The sequence below is a fragment of the Methylobacterium symbioticum genome (assembly GCF_902141845.1).
Classification (GTDB): Bacteria; Pseudomonadota; Alphaproteobacteria; order Rhizobiales; family Beijerinckiaceae; genus Methylobacterium; species Methylobacterium symbioticum.
The window spans coordinates 1-15810 of the sequence record NZ_CABFPH010000021.1 but is presented as its reverse complement, the minus strand read 5'-3'; the positions used below and the strand labels follow the sequence as shown (position 1 = coordinate 15810).

At 71.3% G+C, this 15810-nt stretch carries 12 protein-coding genes, 1 tRNA gene and 1 pseudogene; 4 read left to right on the top strand and 10 right to left on the bottom strand.

What is annotated here, in order from left to right:
- Positions 1-34: 34 nt before the first annotated feature.
- Entirely contained in the window at positions 35-1183 is a 1149-nt protein-coding gene (locus MET9862_RS09735) for an acyltransferase family protein (RefSeq protein WP_280178958.1), read from the bottom strand.
- 142 nt (positions 1184-1325) lie between these two features.
- Between MET9862_RS09735 and MET9862_RS09730 the strand changes: the two genes are divergently transcribed.
- A complete protein-coding gene (locus tag MET9862_RS09730) occupies positions 1326-2024 on the top strand; it encodes a DUF4142 domain-containing protein (protein ID WP_142582806.1) in 699 nt (232 codons plus the stop codon).
- Positions 2025-2110: 86 nt separating this feature from the next.
- Here MET9862_RS09730 and MET9862_RS09725 read toward each other — a convergent pair whose 3' ends face one another.
- Entirely contained in the window at positions 2111-2776 is a 666-nt protein-coding gene (locus MET9862_RS09725) for a carbonic anhydrase (RefSeq protein WP_142582805.1), read from the bottom strand.
- A 46-nt stretch (positions 2777-2822) separates the two neighbouring features.
- Positions 2823-3332 carry an NUDIX hydrolase gene (locus MET9862_RS09720; protein WP_142582804.1) on the bottom strand — a complete coding sequence of 170 codons (510 nt, stop codon included), beginning with the start codon at positions 3330-3332 and terminating at the stop codon, positions 2823-2825.
- A gap of 150 nt (positions 3333-3482) precedes the next feature.
- On the opposite strand from MET9862_RS09720, the gene MET9862_RS09715 reads away from it, so the two are divergent.
- Both MET9862_RS09715 and dut read left to right on the top strand, forming a co-directional pair.
- On the top strand, positions 3483-4367 hold the full coding sequence (locus tag MET9862_RS09715; RefSeq protein WP_142582803.1) for an HpcH/HpaI aldolase/citrate lyase family protein: 885 nt from the start codon (positions 3483-3485) through the stop codon (positions 4365-4367).
- Positions 4364-4852, top strand: coding sequence for a dUTP diphosphatase (gene dut / locus MET9862_RS09710; RefSeq protein ID WP_244612641.1), 489 nt, complete (start codon positions 4364-4366; stop codon positions 4850-4852). Before MET9862_RS09715 ends, dut begins: the two co-directional genes overlap by 4 nt.
- A 133-nt stretch (positions 4853-4985) precedes the next feature.
- Here dut and MET9862_RS09705 read toward each other — a convergent pair whose 3' ends face one another.
- From MET9862_RS09705 to scpA, 4 genes and pseudogenes are all read right to left on the bottom strand, one after another.
- A complete protein-coding gene (locus MET9862_RS09705) occupies positions 4986-6839 on the bottom strand; it encodes a glycoside hydrolase family 15 protein (RefSeq protein WP_142582802.1) in 1854 nt (617 codons plus the stop codon).
- Positions 6840-8054: 1215 nt separating this feature from the next.
- Complete coding sequence (locus tag MET9862_RS30435; RefSeq protein ID WP_280178957.1) at positions 8055-8246, bottom strand: endonuclease domain-containing protein; 192 nt, start codon at positions 8244-8246, stop codon at positions 8055-8057.
- Positions 8247-8307: 61 nt separating this feature from the next.
- Positions 8308-8409, bottom strand: a pseudogene (locus MET9862_RS30430) (DUF559 domain-containing protein); the annotation flags it as partial.
- A gap of 44 nt (positions 8410-8453) precedes the next feature.
- Positions 8454-10616, bottom strand: a complete 2163-nt coding sequence (gene scpA / locus MET9862_RS09695) for a methylmalonyl-CoA mutase (RefSeq protein ID WP_497756005.1) — start codon at positions 10614-10616, stop codon at positions 8454-8456.
- 219 nt (positions 10617-10835) lie between these two features.
- Here scpA and MET9862_RS09690 point away from each other — a divergent pair, with 219 nt between their 5' ends.
- Complete coding sequence (locus tag MET9862_RS09690; RefSeq protein ID WP_142582800.1) at positions 10836-12461, top strand: alpha-D-glucose phosphate-specific phosphoglucomutase; 1626 nt, start codon at positions 10836-10838, stop codon at positions 12459-12461.
- Positions 12462-12471: 10 nt separating this feature from the next.
- Here the strand turns inward: MET9862_RS09690 and MET9862_RS09685 are convergent, their stop codons facing one another.
- The 3 genes from MET9862_RS09685 to MET9862_RS09675 form a co-directional block, all read right to left on the bottom strand.
- Positions 12472-13755 carry a serine hydrolase domain-containing protein gene (locus MET9862_RS09685; protein WP_185156816.1) on the bottom strand — a complete coding sequence of 428 codons (1284 nt, stop codon included), beginning with the start codon at positions 13753-13755 and terminating at the stop codon, positions 12472-12474.
- Between the two features lie 247 nt (positions 13756-14002).
- Complete coding sequence (locus MET9862_RS09680; RefSeq protein ID WP_142582798.1) at positions 14003-15499, bottom strand: flavin-containing monooxygenase; 1497 nt, start codon at positions 15497-15499, stop codon at positions 14003-14005.
- Between the two features lie 206 nt (positions 15500-15705).
- Positions 15706-15782: transfer RNA gene (locus MET9862_RS09675), tRNA-Met, on the bottom strand.
- Between the last annotated feature and the right edge of the window lie 28 nt (positions 15783-15810).

Here is a 15810-nt window from a genome sequence, read left to right as displayed (position 1 = left end):
CCGCGCCGCCGGGAAATCGCCTGCGGCGGATGGCTCACACGGTTTTCGCGTGTCCGGCCGCTCCGCCGCGGTCGAGCAGGCGCCGCAGGCGGCGGGTGAGCGGCCGCTCGACCAGGCGGTAGGTCAGGAGCGCTGCGGCGACGCTGCCGGCAAGCATCAGGGTGCCGACGCCGAGCGCGCCCAGCGTCGGCGCTCCTCCGAGCCGCGCGACGGCCTCGCGCATGGCGCGCAGGGCGAAGGGATGGACCAGATAGAGGGCGTAGGAGGCGTCTCCCAGGCGGACCAGAGGAGAAATCAGGGGGCGAACCAGGCGATGCATGGAGGGCGTCCCGCCGCTGCGGCCGAGAGTAGCGGCTGCCACCAGCATTGCGGCCGGCAGGCCCGCCAGGAGCGGGCGGGCGAAGCCGGAGGGCTCGCCCGTCCCGAAGACGGCGAGGCCGGCGGTGCCGGCAAGCGCCAGGGCGAGGCGCGGCGCTGCGGCGAGGCGGATGCCGCCGCCATGGACGAGCCCAAGCGTGGCGCCGAACAGGAACTCCGTCACGATCGGGTCCGACCAGAAGGCCAGTGGCGTCGGCAGCGGGCGGAGCGCGGCGCCCGCCGTGACCAGCACGGCGAAGAGGGCGGCCGTGAATGCCACCGTCCAGGCACGGCCGGCGCCAAGGCCGAACGCGAAGACGGCGTAGAAGAACATCTCGTAGTTGAGCGTCCAGCCGAGACCGTAGAGCGGCAGCACGCTCCCGTCGGCCCGCGCCGCCGGCCAGAACAGGAAGGAGGCTGCCACATAGGCGGGGTTCGTGGCGGCCCCGGCATCGCCGAGCGCCCGCGGCGCGGCGAGCGCCACTCCGAGGAAGAGCAGCGTGACGAGCCAGTAGAGCGGCACCACCCGGGCGATGCGATGGGCGAGGAAGCGGGCGCGGCCGCCAGGGCGGTCGTAATCCGGCCCGGTCGCGTGGACCATGATGAAGCCGGAGATCACGAAGAAAACGTCGACGCCGGCCCACCAGGGCAACGGGGCCGCCCCCGTGCCGCCCAGGGCCAGCGCGCCAAGCTCGTGCCGCAGGTGATGGACGACAACCATGAGGGCGGCGACCGCTCTCAGGACTTGGAGGAGGTTGAGCCTCAGAGAAGCGTCCTGCCGCGCGGCGGGCCGAAGCGTGGCAGTATTGGTCCGAGAAAAGCCCACAGCCTGTTCAGATTCCCAGGAACCAAGATCCGCAACCCTCGTTTACGGCGTGAAGCGAGACCGGAATTCCGGCCGGTTCCAGCCGCTCTGGCGCTTGCGCCGAGCAGCCAACAGCGCTGCACATCTTCATTTGAGGTACGGAATGTTCAAGAAATACGCTGCCGTGTCCGCGCTCATGGTCGCGGTGTCCACGCCCGCCATGGCACAGGGCATGATGGATTACCGGCTGCAGGCCCTGCAGGCCAATGCCTTCGAGATCCAGTCGAGCCAGATCGCCCTGTCGAAGTCGCGCAACCCCAAGATCCGGACCTTTGCCCGCGAAGCGATCCGCGACCATCGCGCGGCCAATGCCGCCCTCGTCGGCAGTGACGGCCCGATGGCCATGGGCGGCCCGGCTGACCTGATCGGCGCGCCGATTGCGGTGGCGGGCGGCGCCGTCGGGGCGGCCACGGGCGCGGCCGCTGGCATCGTCGGCGGTACGCTGAGCGGCGGCCCGGTCGGCGCCGTCGAGGGAGCTGGCGCTGGCGCGGCGCGCGGTGCCGCCGCCGGTAGCCGGATCGGCCGCGGCGACGTGGATGCCACCGCCGGGACCGTCGTGGAGCCGAACCCCGAGCAGCAGGCCATGCTCGCCGAGCTGTCGGCGGCTCCGGCCGGCGCGCAGTTCGACCGCCTCTACGTGAGCCAGCAGCTCAAGGCGCATCAGATGGCGATCGGCATGACCCAGGCCTATGCCCAGACCGGCCCGAACCCGGCGCTGCGCACCTACGCGCAGCAGGCGCTGCCGGTCTACCAGATGCATTACGAGCAGGCGCAGCGCCTGCCCGGCGCCCGCAGCATGTGAGGATGCGGCCCCCGGCTCCGGCCGGGGGCTCACGCGATCGATTGGGGCGGCGAGCCGAAGGGCTCGCCGCCTTTCGCATGTCCGGCTCAGGCGCACGTGATGGTGGCGGAGGGACGGATCGGGCCGCCCTCCTGGTCGACGGCGGGGACGAAGTCGCCGGTCTGCGGGTCGCGCACCAGCAACTGGCCGCTCGCGACGCCGAAATGGGCGCCGTGGAGCTGGAGCGTGCCGCTCTCGACCCGCTCCTTGATGAAGGGGAAGGTCAGGAGGTTCTCGATGCTCTGGCTCACCATCGCGTGTTCCAGGCGCGTGAGATAATCCTCGGCCGAGGAATCGCCGGCCTTGGCCTCGGCGGGGGCGACGAGGGACACCCACTTACCGATGAAGTTGCCCGGCGAGAGCGGCTTGGCCTTGTTGGCATAGGCCTTGATGCCGCCGCAGGTGGCGTGGCCGAGCACCACGATGTGCTTCACCTCCAGCGACTGCACGGCGAATTCGATCGCCGCCGAGGTGCCGTGATAGTCGCCGCCCGTCTCGTAGACGGGCACGATGTTGGCGACGTTGCGGATCACGAAGAGTTCGCCGGGTCCCGCATCGAAGATCGCCTCGGGCGCGACGCGGCTGTCGCAGCAGCCGATCACCAGCACCTCCGGGCTCTGGCTGGTGGCGAGCTGCTTGAAGCGGCGGCTCTCCTGCGGGAACCGGTCCGAGAGGAAGGCACGGTAACCATCGGTCAGGGTCTGTGGGAACATGCGGTCTCCTGCGGCGTCTGGCGGACGGCGTTCGGTGGCGGACGGTTCAGGCGTCGCGCCAGGTCAGGCGGACGGGCTCGGTGGGAACGCTGTCCTCGACCACCGCCCGCGCCAGCTCGCCAAGTCCTGCCGGCTCGATGTGTTCCTCGGTCGTGCACAATTCGTTGATGGGCCACCAATGGGTGCCGAGCACGGGATTATCCTCGGTCTCGGCGAGCAGGCTGGTATCGACCTGGTCGTCGGGCAGGCGCACCAGGAAATAGCGCTCGCGCGCGTCGCGCGACTGCTTGAACAGGTGGAAGGGACCGTCGCAGGCGGCGATCTGCGGACCGATCTCGGTCTCGCGGCCGATCTCCTCCCGCAACTCGCGGCGGCAGGCCTCGACATGATCCTCGCCGGGCTCCAGCCCGCCGCCGGGCATGAACCAGAAGGTCTTGGGGCGTCCGTCCGGCCCCCTGGCGTGGACCGACTCGTAGCGGATCAGCAGGAGGCGGTCCTGCGGATCGAAGACGAGTGCGCGGGCGATGTGCCGGATGGGAAGCGCGGAATCGGTCATGGTCACCGGGTTAGCAGGATTTTGCGGCGGCCTCCCGTGAATTCGGGTTTGCGCCGGGACAAGGAGAATTTGGGGCCGCCGGCCCGCCTTGTCTCCGCTCATCGCTGCCTGTATCGGCCGATCGGTCCAAGGATCTGGGGAGAGGGTGCCATGACCGAGATCCGCCCGCGCCGCAGCGTGCTCTCCATGCCGGGCTCGAACGCCCGCGCCCTCGAGAAGGCGCGCGGCCTGCCCTGCGACGTGGTGATGATCGACCTCGAGGACGCGGTGGCGCCGGAGGCGAAGGCGGAGGCCCGCGCCTCGGTCGCCGCTGCGGTCGCCGCCAGGGGCTTCGGCCGGCGCGAGGTGGTGGTGCGCATCAATCCCCTCGACGGCGATCACGGCGAGGACGACCTCGCCGCGCTCGCCCCCGCCGGTCCCGACGCGATCCTGGTGCCGAAGGTGACCGGGGCCGAGGCGCTCGTGGCGGTGGGCTCGCGCCTGCGCCGGCTGAAGGCGCTCCCCCAGACCCGGATCTGGGCGATGATCGAGAGCCCGGTCGCCATCCTGAACCTCGCCGACATCGCGAGCGCGGCCCGCGACGTGGACGTGCGCCTCGCCTGTCTCGTGGTCGGCCCGAACGACCTCCTGAAGGCGGGCCGCCTGCGGCCCGTGCCGGGCCGGGCGGCGCTGATGCCCTGGCTGATGAGCGCGGTCGCCGCGGCCCGGGCCTACGAGATCGACGTGATCGACGGCATCTACAACGCCTTCACGGATGCGGACGGGTTCGCGGCCGAGTGCGCGCAGGGCCGCGATTGCGGCTTCGACGGCAAGATGCTGATCCATCCGAGCCAGATCGCGCCCGCCAACGCCGCCTTCGGCCCGGCGCCCGCGGAGGTCGCCGAGGCGGAGGCCCTGATCGCCGCCTTCTCCGAGCCGGAGAATCGCGGGCGCGGCGCCATCCCCTTCCGGGGCCGGATGGTCGAGCGCCTGCATGCCGAGGAGGCCCGGCGGGTGCTCGCGCTCGCCGAGGCCATCGCGCAGCTCCAGGCGTGAGCGCGGATCGCTCCGGGTCCGACCTGCCCGAGGTGGCGGTCCGGATCCTCGATCCGCGGCTCGCCGGCTGGGGCTTCCCGCGTTGGGGCTCCGAGGCCGCCGCCGGCCTCGACCTGCATGCCTGCCTCGACGCGCCGCTCTCGCTCGACCCGCAGGGACCGCCCGCCCTGATCCCGGCCGGGTGCAGCCTGATGATCGGCGATCCCGCCTGGTGCGGCCTCGTCTTCCCGCGCTCCGGCCTCGGCCATCGCGAGGGGCTCGTCCTCGGCAACGGGACGGGCGTGATCGACGCCGATTACGAGGGTCCGCTCCTGATCTCGGCCTGGAACCGCAACCCGGTCCCGGGCGCGCCGATCGTGATCGAGCCGGGCGCGCGCATCGCGCAGATCGTGTTCACGCGCGTCGCCCGTCCGCGCCTCAGGCTGGTCGAGGCCGCTCCGGGCTCGGCCCGCGGCACTGCCGGCTTCGGATCGAGCGGTATCTGAGGTCAGGGATCCCAAAGGGGTCACCCCTTTGGTGGGGTCTCGGGGCGAAGCCTTGAGGTTTTCCAGGGCTCTGCCCTGGACCCGCCAAAGGCCTGAGGCCTTTGGATACCCGGATCCGGCGGCGGTCCCTGCCCTATTCCGCCGCATGGCGCGGCTCCTCCTCGGGCAGGCCGAAACGGTCGATGCAGGCTTCGAGGCGCAGGGCCGCGTTGATCAGCGCCATGTGCGAGAAGCCCTGGGGAACGTTGCCGCGCTGCTCGCCCGTGGCGGCATCGATCTCCTCCGCGAACAGGCCGAGGTCGTTGCCCCGCCCGATCAGCCGCTCGAACACCGCCCTGGCCTCGCGGGTGCGGCCGGCCAGCGCGAGGCAGCCGACGCGCCAGAAGGCGCACGGGGTGAAGGTGGCTTCCTCGCCCCGCAACCCGTCCGGGGCGCGGTAGCGGTAGATCAGGTCGCCCGCGCCCAGCTCCGTCTCGATGGTGGCGAGGGTCGCCAGCATGCGCGGGTCGTTCGCGTCGATCGCGCCGAACAGCACCGCGCGCAGCACCGCCGCGTCGAGATCGTCGGAGCCGTAGGCCCCGACGAAGGCCTTGCGCTCCGGGTTCCAGCAGGTCTCCAGATACTCCGTGCGGAGCGCGGCGGCCGCCTGCTCCCAGCCCGCGATCGTCTCCGGCGAGACCCCGTCGATGCGGCGGCCGATGCGGGCTGCATCGGTGAGCGCCACCCAGATCATCGCCTTGCTGTGGAGCTGGTGGCGCGGCTGCGTGCGCAGCTCCCAGATGCCGTGGTCGGGCTGGTCGCGGGCGGCGAGCGCCCGGCGGGTGAGGTTGTCGAGCACCTCGGGCAGGCGGTCGTTGACCTTCTCGGGCGGGTCGTAATCCACCGCCTCCAGGAAGACGGCGATGGCGCGGATCAGCTCGCCGAAAATGTCGTGCTGGTCCTGCTGCTCGGCGGCGTTGCCGATGAGGACCGGCCCGACCCCGTTCCAGCCGGCGAGGTGGTCGAGCGCCTCCTCGGGCGGCATCGGCCCCGCGATGCCGTAGAGCAGCTTGGTGTCCCGGCCGAAGCTGCCGTCCGCCTCGCGCAGGAAGCGCAGGAATTCGGAGGCCTCGCGCACGTAGCCGAGCATCACGAAGGCGGTAACCGTGAAGGTCGCGTCCCGCATCCAGGTGAAGCGGTAATCGTAGTTGCGCTCGCCCGGCACCGCCTCGGGCAGGCCGGCGGTCGCGGCGGCGATGATGGCGCCGGTGGGCGAGTAGGTCAGCAGCTTCAGGCAGAGCGCGGAGCGCAGCACCGTCTCGCGGTAGGGGCCGCGATAGCAGCAGCGCGCGCTCCAGCGCCGCCAGTAATCGATGGTCGACTCGACCCGGGCGCGGGCGGTGGCGAAATCGTCGATGCCGGCGGTGTCGCCGTCCTCGCCATGGGTGAGGACGAGATAGCTGCTCTCGCCGGCGCGCAGGGAGACATGGCTCTCGGCGCCCGCGCCCGCCACGCGCGGCTCGCCCCCGCTCATCCGGATCCGCTGCGCTCCGGCCTCGAACAGCACCCAGTGCTCCTCCTGCACGGGGGTGCAGGCGCAGCGGGCGTAGTCGAAGGTCGGCCGCACGGTGAAGCGGCCGGAGACGCTGCCCGCTTCGCAGGTGAGGAGGCGCAGGAGGCGGCTCTCCCCCTCCCCGTCCGGCCCTTCCTCGGGCTCGGTATTGGGCGGGTTGACCGGCATCAGGTCGAGGAGCACCGCCCGGCCGGTCCGCGTCTCGAAGGTGGTCTCCAGGACGTTGGTCTCAGGAACGTAGCGCCGGCTGGTCCGCTCAAGCCCGTCGAGGTCGATCCGGCAGAAGCCGCCCTTCACGTCGTCGAGGAGCTTCAGGAACAGGGCCGGCGAATCGTGCCGCGGCCAGCACAGCCAGTCGACCGATCCGTCGCGGGCGACGAGCGCGGTGGAATGGGTGTCGCCGATGACGGCATAGTCGCTGATGGGTTTCGACACGGCGCTCGCAGGGGGTGGCGCGGCTCGCACGAGACCCCTTCGCCGGGCCTCCTCGCTCGGGCCGGGACGGCAAGGCGGGCGTGTCGTGCGAGACACTGGGGCTGCGGCGGCAGCTAGCGCGGGGCCCGAGCCGATCGACCGGGCTCGGCGATATGCCACAGGCCGACGCGCCTTCGGCTCCGCGCGTCTTGCTGACGCCGGAGGCTTGGCTGGAGCGGGAGACGCGGGACGCCGCGGAACCCAAACTCATATGCGTACGGATACCGAGTTCCCCGGCGTCCCGCGGACGAGGGGGCCGCGTGTGGCCGGCCTCGTCCGTCTATGCGTCGCGGTCTCTTGCTCACCTGCATCGACCCCGATCGTGGCGGACTGCGTAGCGCCGTTGCCCGGCTCGCCCAGCCTCACCCCGGCAGACTTGAAGCGTCGTGCACCGGACCTCGTATTGGGCCCGGCATCGGTTCCAACGACCTGTGCAGGCCGGACTATCGGGGCTGTCCCGTTGTTGATCCGGGCTGGCGCCGAGAACGGCCCTGTGTCGCGCAGAGGCGCCCGGGGCGCCGGCTGACCGGCCGGCGACGCGGGAACCGCCGCGCTGTCCTTCACCTGCCGTGGTCATGCGGCCCGGGCTCCCTGCGCGCGGCGCGGCGGGTTGCAGGACCCGTCGCGCCGCGGGACAGCGCGTGGCTGGGATGTACGTGTTTTGTTCTCGTCTGTCAAGCTTTTTGTCTTAGGGCAGGCCTTTCCGCCCTGGCGCTGCGCCCTCCCTCCCCCCACGGATCTCGGGCCTGCCCGAGATCCGCTTGCCCGTGCCCAAGTTGGGCAGGCCCGACTTGGGAGGGGGAGGGTGCCGAACGGAGTGAGGCGGGAGAGGGGAACCCGGCTGCCGGAAGGGGCGGAGCAGGCATGAAGGCCAACTGCCTCCGCTTGCACCGTCGCACCCCTCTCCCGACCCCTGCTGACGCAGGGGCCACCCTCCCCCGCAGAGGGGGGAAGGGAGAGCGCGGTTCCAGCTCTCCATCGGTGCCCGGATCAGGCGCGGGTCCCCTCTCCCGTTCGGGAGAGGGACAGGGTGAGGGTCGAGAATTATCAGGATGGAACGGGGCCGGAGCCGCCTCGCCGCCGCGACCTCTCCGGATCGGTCTCACCCCTCACCCCAACCCTCTCCCGAACGGGAGAGGGGGCCTGTCGCGGATCCTGCGCTCGACCCGTCGTCCCCTAAAGGCTGGTCCGCCGCTCGATCGCGGCCAGAATCGTCTCGCGGACGCCCTCAAGGTTCTCTGCGACGTCGACGTTATGGACGCGCAGGACCGCGAAGCCGCACCGCATGAGTGCTTCGGTCCGTCGTTCGTCCCGAAGGCGTTCGGCCTCGGTCGCGTGTGTGGCGCCGTCGACCTCGACCACGAGCATTGGCGGCAATGCAGGCGAAATCGGCGATCGCTTCGCCGACCGGGTGCTGCCGGCGAAACTTCCAGCCGTTGAGCTGGCCGTTCCGCAAGACCCGCCACAGCCGCGCCTCGGCGGCGGTCTGTCGCTGCCGAAGCGCCTGCGCCCGTCTCGACGGATCGTTCATGCGGCGCGAAGCCCGAGATCCTTCGGGCGTGACGAGGTCCGTTGCTACTCCGCCGCCTGCCGGGTGCCGTAGCCGAGTCGCCCGTTCAGCTCCTCGATCAGCTTGACCGCGGCCTCGGCGATGACCGTGCCGGGCGGGAAGATCGCCGAGGCGCCGGCGGCGTAGAGGGCCTCGTAATCGCCCGGCGGGATGACGCCGCCGACCACGATCATCACGTCGTCGCGGCCCGCCTCGGCCAGCGCCGCCCGGAGTTCGGGAACCAGCGTCAGGTGGCCGGCGGCGAGCGAGGAGACGCCGACGATGTGGACGTCGTTCTCCACCGCCTGGCGCGCGGCCTCGGCGGGCGTGGCGAAGAGCGGCCCGATATCCACGTCGAAGCCGAGATCGGCAAAGGCCGAGGCGATCACCTTCTGGCCGCGGTCGTGGCCGTCCTGACCCATCTTGGCGACGAGGATGCGCGGGCGGCGCCCATCGTTCTCCTCGAAGGCCTCGACCAGACCGCGCACCTTCTCGACCACAGGCGACATGCCGCCGACCTCCCGCTTGTAGACGCCCGAGATCGAGCGGATCTCGGCCCGGTGCCGGCCCCAGGCCCGCTCCAGCGCCTCCGAGATCTCGCCGACCGTGGCCTTGGCCCGCGCCGCGTTCACCGCCAGTTCGAGCAGGTTCCCCGTGCCGTCCGCCGCCTGGGTCAGCGCCGCGAGCGCCGCGTCCACGTCGGACTGGTTGCGCTCGGCCCGCAGGCGCTTGAGCTTGTCGATCTGGAGCGTCCGCACATTGCCGTTGTCGACGCGCAGGAGCTCGATCGCCATCTCGTCGTCGGGCTTGAACTTGTTGATGCCGACGATCGTCTGGCGGCCGGAATCGATGCGGGCCTGGGCGCGGGCCGCCGCCTCCTCGATCCGCAGCTTCGGGATGCCGGCCTCGATCGCCTTGGCCATGCCGCCGAGGCTGTCGACCTCGCGGATATGCTCCCAGGCGCGGGCGACCATGTCGGCGGTCAGCCGCTCGACATAGTAGGAGCCGCCCCAGGGATCGACGATCCGGGTGGTGCCCGATTCCTGCTGCAGGAAGAGCTGGGTGTTGCGGGCGATCCGGGCCGAGAAGTCGGTCGGCAGCGCCAGCGCCTCGTCGAGGGCGTTGGTGTGGAGCGACTGCGTGCCCCCTTGCGTCGCCGCCATCGCCTCGATCGCCGTGCGGGTGACGTTGTTGAACACGTCCTGCGCGGTGAGCGACCAGCCGCTCGTCTGCGAATGGGTGCGCAAGGGCAGCGACTTGTCCGATTTCGGCTCGAACTGCTTCACGAGCTTCGCCCAGATCAGGCGCGCGGCCCGCATCTTGGCGACCTCCATGAAGAAGTTCGTCGAGATCGCCCAGAAGAAGGACAGGCGCGGGGCGAACTGGTCGATGGTCAGGCCCGCCGCGAGGCCGGCCTTGATGTACTCGACGCCGTCGGCGAGCGTGTAGGCCAGTTCCAGGTCGTTCGTCGCGCCGGCCTCCTGCATGTGGTAGCCGGAGATCGAGATCGAGTTGAACTTCGGCATGTTGGCCGAGGTGTAGGCGAAGATGTCCGAGATGATCCGCATCGATCCCTTGGGGGGATAGATGTAGGTGTTGCGGACCATGAACTCCTTGAGGATGTCGTTCTGGATCGTGCCGGCCAGTTTCGAGGGCGGCACGCCCTGCTCCTCGGCCGCGACGATGTAGAGGGCGAGCACCGGCAGCACCGCGCCGTTCATCGTCATCGACACGGTCATCTCGTCGAGCGGGATCCCGGAGAACAGGGTCCGCATGTCGTAGATCGAATCGATCGCGACGCCCGCCATGCCGACATCGCCCGAGACGCGCGGATGGTCCGAATCGTAGCCGCGGTGGGTGGCGAGGTCGAAGGCGACCGAGAGGCCCTTCTGCCCGGCCGCGAGGTTGCGCCGGTAGAAGGCGTTCGAATCCTCGGCCGTGGAGAAGCCGGCATATTGCCGGATCGTCCAGGGCTGGGTGACGTACATGGTCGGATAGGGCCCGCGCAGATAGGGCGGCAGGCCCGGATAGGTGTTCAGGAACTCGAGCCCCGCGCGATCCTCGGGGCCGTAGGCGCCCTTCACCGGGATGCCCTCCGGGCTCATCCACGGCTCGCCGAGCACCGGCGCGGGAGCCGGCAGGGGCTCACCCGAGAACGGGACCTCGGCGAAGTTCGGGATGCGCGACATCAAAACGGGCTCGCTGTAACGGAGCCCGCGGGAGGGCCCCCTTGACCGGCATTATAAGGACGGTTCGGGCGCGTGCCACTCCCCGTGCGGGGGAGAAGACGGCCTCCCGGCGCGCCGCCGCCCCTGTTGAATCCCTCCGGCATCGCCATACTAGTGAACGGCCGAGGTTCGCCGCTCAGCCCCTCCCCGCGACGCGCCCGGAAGGATACGCCCCCGCCGATGGCTCTCAAGACCGTTCCGACGACCGCCTTCCCGGACCAGAAGCCGGGCACCTCGGGCCTGCGCAAGAAGGTGCCGGTCTTCCGGCAGCCGCACTATGTCGAGAACTTCGTCCAGGCGATCTTCGACACCCTGCCCGACAAGGCCGGCGCGACCCTGGTGATCGGCGGCGACGGGCGCTTCCTCAACCGGACGGTGGTGCAGACCACGATCAAGATCGCCGCCGCCAACGGCTTCGGCCGGCTCCTCGTCGGCCGCGGCGGCCTGCTCTCGACGCCGGCCGCCTCCTGCGTGATCCGCAAATCCGGGGCGCTCGGCGGCATCGTGCTCTCGGCAAGCCACAATCCCGGCGGTCCGGACGGCGATTTCGGCATCAAGTTCAACGCGAGGAACGGCGGCCCGGCGCCCGAGAGCGTCACCGCCGCGATCTTCGAGCGGGCGAAGGGACTCGCGGAATACCGCATCCTCGACGTGCCGGACCTCGACCTCGACCGGATCGGCGAGACCACCCTCGGCGGCACCGTGGTCGCGGTGATCGATCCCGTGGCCGACTACGCCGCGCTGATGGCCGAGCTGATCGACTTCGACGCGATCCGGCGCCTGTTCGCGGGCGGCTTCCGCATGCGCTTCGACGCGATGAGCGCGGTCACCGGCCCCTACGCCAGGGCGATCCTCGAAGGCGCGCTCGGCGCCGCTCCCGGCACCGTGGTCAATGCCGAGCCGCAGGAGGATTTCGGCGGCCACCATCCGGACCCGAACCCGGTCCACGCCAAGGACCTGTTCGACCTGCTGCACGGCCCCGACGCGCCCGATTTCGGCGCAGCCTCGGACGGCGACGGCGACCGCAACATGATCGTGGCGCCCCATCTCTTCGTGACGCCGAGCGACAGCCTCGCCATCCTCGCCGCCCATGCCCACCGCGCCCCGGGCTACGCCGCGGGCCTTGCCGGGCTCGCCCGCTCGATGCCGACGAGCCGCGCCGCCGACCGGGTCGCGCGGAAGCTCGGCATCCCGGCCTACGAGACGCCGACCGGCTGGAAGTTCTTCGGCACCCTGCTCGATGCCGGCCTGATCACCCTCTGCGGCGAGGAGAGCGCCGGCACCGGCTCGAACCATGTCCGCGAGAAGGACGGGCTCTGGGCGGTGCTGCTCTGGCTCAACATCCTGGCCGCCACGGGCGAGCGCGCCGACGCCCTGGTGCGCGCCCACTGGGCCGAGTTCGGCCGCGACTACTACACCCGCCACGACTACGAGGAGGTCGAGAGCGCGTCGGCGGAGGCCCTGATGCAGGCCCTGCGCGACCGCCTGGCCGACCTGCCGGGCCAGGTCTTCTCCGGCCTCACCGTCCAGAGCGCCGACGATTTCCGCTACGTCGATCCCGTCGACGGCTCGGTGACCGAGCGCCAGGGCATCCGCATCGCCTTCGCCGAGGACGCGCGCGTGGTCTACCGGCTCTCCGGCACGGGCACGCAGGGCGCGACCCTGCGCGTCTATCTGGAGCGCTACGACCGCGACCGGCACGACCGCGACCCCGCCGAGGTGCTCAGCCCCGTGGTCGCGGCGGCCCGCGCCATCGCCGACATCGCCGGCCATACCGGCCGCGCCGAGCCGAGCGTGGTGACCTGAGGCGCCGCCCTCACCGCATCAGCGCGCCGTACACCATCTGCCGCAGCAGCGCGTAGTAGTGCCCGCGCAGGCTCGGCGCCTGGAACATCGCCACCACCACCAGGCGCTCGGCCGGGTCGAGCATGTAGCGCGGCCCGGTGATGCCGCCCCAGTACAGGTCGCCCGGCGCGCCGGGCGTGGTGTGGCCGCCGGTGGCGAGCCGCACCGGGTTGACGAGGCTCCAGCCATAGCCGTCATCCACGTTGTTGCGCGGGCCGCGGATGCCGTTGAGCTGGTCGTGGTGGAGCATCAGGCGCACGGTGCGCGGCGCCAGCAGCCGCACGCCGTCGAGGGTGCCGCCATTGGCGAGCATCTGCAGGAGGCGCGCCACGTCGCCCGCCGTGGAGGCGAGGCCGGCCCCGGCCGAGAAGCGCTTCGGGGCTTTCCGCAGGTCGAGCCAGGTGAAGACCCAGGCGAGCGGGTCCTTCTCCCGCGTCGCCTGCGAGGGCTCGGCGAGGCGGCCGGCCTGCGCCTCGTCCACCTGCCAGACCGTATCGGTCAGGCCCAAGGGCTCCAGCACCTGCTCGGCCAGGATCCGGTCGAGGGGCTTGCCCTCGATGCGCTCCAGCATGTGCCCGAGCACGTCGGTGGCGATCGAGTACTCGAAGGTGGTGCCCGGCTGGTAGAGCAAGGGCTGCTGGGCGAGCTTGGCGAGCATCTCCGGGCCGGTCAGGCCGTAGAGCCCCTCGAGGTCCTGCTCGCGCTGGCTGCGCCGGACCGGGTTGGCCGGCCCGATCCACCAATAGGTGAGGCCCGCCGTGTGGCGCATCAGGTCCTGCACCGTCGGCGGGCGCCGCGGCGCCTCGGGCGGCGGCACCTCGCCGCTCGTAGCGGATTCGAACCCGGCATAGACCTTGAGATCCTTCAACTCGGGCAGATGCGTCGCCACCGGATCGGAGAGCTTGAAGCGGCCCTGCTCGTAGAGGCGCAGGGCCGCCGTGGTGACGAAGAGCTTCGTGGTGGAGGCAATGCGGTGCAGGCTGTCGAGGCGCATCGGCACGCCCGGGCTCTGCTCGCCGAAGGCCCGGGCCATGACCGGCTTGCCGTCACGCAGGACCATCAGGACCATGCCCGGGATCTTGCCGCTGCCGACGTCCCGCTGAACCAGATCGGCCACCGCCTGAAGCCGCCCGGGATCGAAGCCGAGCTCGGCCGCCCCGGCGAGCGGCGCCGGCTCGAAGGCCAGGGCCGGCGCCCCCGCCAGGGCGAGCCCGATCAGGCCGGCGCCCAGGATCCGCGTCAGCGTCTCGCGCATTCTCATCGTCCTCCCTCGACCCCGAGGCTTGTGCCGCGCCGCCAACCGCCAGCGCGGTCGCGCGGAACGCGGATGCCCCGTTTCGGCCCATGCTCTCGCAGCCGGGCGCGCGGCGCACCCGGTCCGGGGCCGCGCCCCGGAACAGACCGGGCCGCCTGTTCCTCGGCAGGGAAGGCGACCGGCCGCGCGGGGACGGCGTCGCGCTTCGGCGAACAAGCCCCCTCCCCTGCCGCGAGGGGCGCGGCGCTCAGGCCGCGCGGGTTTTCTCCCGGCGCCCGCCGAAGGTGAGGGCCCCGTCGTCGAGCCGGCCGTAGCGGAGCGCGGCGAGGTCGAGCACGTAGTTCTGGTAGAGCTTCCACGGGCGCGACGCGCCCTGCTTCGGCATCAGGTGGCGCGCCCGCTCGATATAGCCCGAGGTGAAGCCGATCAGCGGCTCCTCGCCCGCGGCCTCCCCCCGCCGCGGCACGCACCACGCGGAGCCCGTCGCGTCCATGCGGCGGAGGAGCCGGCAGACGAAGCCGGCCGTCAGCTCGCATTTCAGCGTCCACGAGGCGTTGGTGTAGCCGATGGCCAGGGCGAGGTTCGGCACGTCGCTCAGCATCATGCCCCGGTAGAGGTAGCTCTGCGCCGGGTCGGGCGTGCGGCCGTCGACGCTGATCTGCACCCCGCCCATCATCCTCACCTGGAGTCCGGTGGCGGTGACGACGATGTCGGCCGGCAGATGCGTGCCGGATGCAAGCTGCAGCCCCGTCTCGGTGAAGTGCGCGATCTGGCCGGTCTCCACCGAGGCCCGGCCCTGCCGGATCGCCTTGAACAGGTCGCCGTCCGGCGCGAGGCAGAGGCGCTGGTCCCAGGGCTTGTAGCGCGGCGTGAAATGCCGGCCGACATCGTAATCGGGTCCGAGCTGGCCGCGGATGCCGCCGAGGATCTTGCGCGTCATCATCTCCGGCTGGCGGCGCGCGAACTGGTAGAAGGCGAGGCTGAGGGCGATGTTCTTCCAGCGGGCGAGCCGGTGGGCGAGGGCCGCCGGCAGGCGGCGCCTCATCCAGTTGGCGATGTGGTCCTTGGCCGGCAGCGCCACGATATAGGTCGGCGAGCGCTGCAGCATGGTGACGTGGGCGGCGGTCTTGGCCATCTCCGGCACCAGCGTCACCGCGGTGGCGCCGCTGCCGATCACCACCACCCGCTGCCCCGCATGGTCGAGATCCTCCGGCCAGGCCTGCGGATGCACGAGGCGGCCGCCGAAGCGCTCCAGCCCCGGCCAGTCCGGCCGGTAGCCGGCCTCGTAATCGTAGTAGCCGGCACAGACATAGAGGAAGGCGCAGGTATAGGTGAGGCGTCGCCGCTCCGGCCCGACCTCGACCGCGACGGTCCAGCGCGCCTCCGGCGTGCTCCAGGCGGCCGAGACGACGCGCTGGCGGTAGCGGATCTTGCGGTCGATGCCGAAGGCGGCGGCGGTCTCGCGCAGATAGGCCAGGATCGAGGCGGCGTCGGCGATCGACCTGTCCTCGGTCCAGGGCCGGAAGCTGAAGCCGAAGGTGTAGAGGTCGGAATCCGAGCGCAGGCCCGGATAGCGGAACAGGTCCCAGGTGCCGCCGAGCGCCTCCCGCGCCTCCAGGATCGCGTAGCTCTTGTCCGGGCAGCGCGTCTGCAGGGCATGGCCGGCGCTGATTCCGGAGATCCCGGCACCGATCACCAGCACGTCGAGATGCTCGGCCGGGTCGGCCTCCGCGAGGATCCGCATGGCTCAACGCCTCCCTGGGCTCGATGGGGAACGACCCTCTAGCATGTCCGGGGATCCTCAAGGGACCAGTCCCTTGGGCGGGGTGTCGGGGCGGAGCCCTGAGATCTTCCAGGGCTCTGCCCTCGACCCGCCAAAGGGATGATCCCTTTGGGATCCCGGAAACGCAGAACGGCCCGTCATCGGGGGATGACGGGCCGTTGCGGATCTGGTTGCGGGGGTTGGATTTGAACCAACGACCTTCAGGTTATGAGCCTGACGAGCTACCGGGCTGCTCCACCCCGCGCCGGGCGTCTGCGAGATCGTGTCGAGGG

Bases quoted from the DNA above. Each gene is read 5' to 3' on its own strand.
- MET9862_RS30435 (WP_280178957.1), bottom strand. From the start codon at position 8,246: ATGCTCGTGGTCGAGGTCGACGGCGCCACACACGCGACCGAGGCCGAA.
- MET9862_RS09720 (WP_142582804.1), bottom strand. From the start codon at position 3,332: ATGACCGATTCCGCGCTTCCCATCCGGCACATCGCCCGCGCACTCGTC.
- MET9862_RS09690 (WP_142582800.1), top strand. From the start codon at position 10,836: ATGGCTCTCAAGACCGTTCCGACGACCGCCTTCCCGGACCAGAAGCCG.
- MET9862_RS09680 (WP_142582798.1), bottom strand. From the start codon at position 15,499: ATGCGGATCCTCGCGGAGGCCGACCCGGCCGAGCATCTCGACGTGCTG.
- MET9862_RS09730 (WP_142582806.1), top strand. From the start codon at position 1,326: ATGTTCAAGAAATACGCTGCCGTGTCCGCGCTCATGGTCGCGGTGTCC.
- MET9862_RS09685 (WP_185156816.1), bottom strand. From the start codon at position 13,755: ATGCGCGAGACGCTGACGCGGATCCTGGGCGCCGGCCTGATCGGGCTC.
- scpA (WP_497756005.1), bottom strand. From the start codon at position 10,616: ATGTCGCGCATCCCGAACTTCGCCGAGGTCCCGTTCTCGGGTGAGCCC.
- MET9862_RS09715 (WP_142582803.1), top strand. From the start codon at position 3,483: ATGACCGAGATCCGCCCGCGCCGCAGCGTGCTCTCCATGCCGGGCTCG.
- MET9862_RS09725 (WP_142582805.1), bottom strand. From the start codon at position 2,776: ATGTTCCCACAGACCCTGACCGATGGTTACCGTGCCTTCCTCTCGGAC.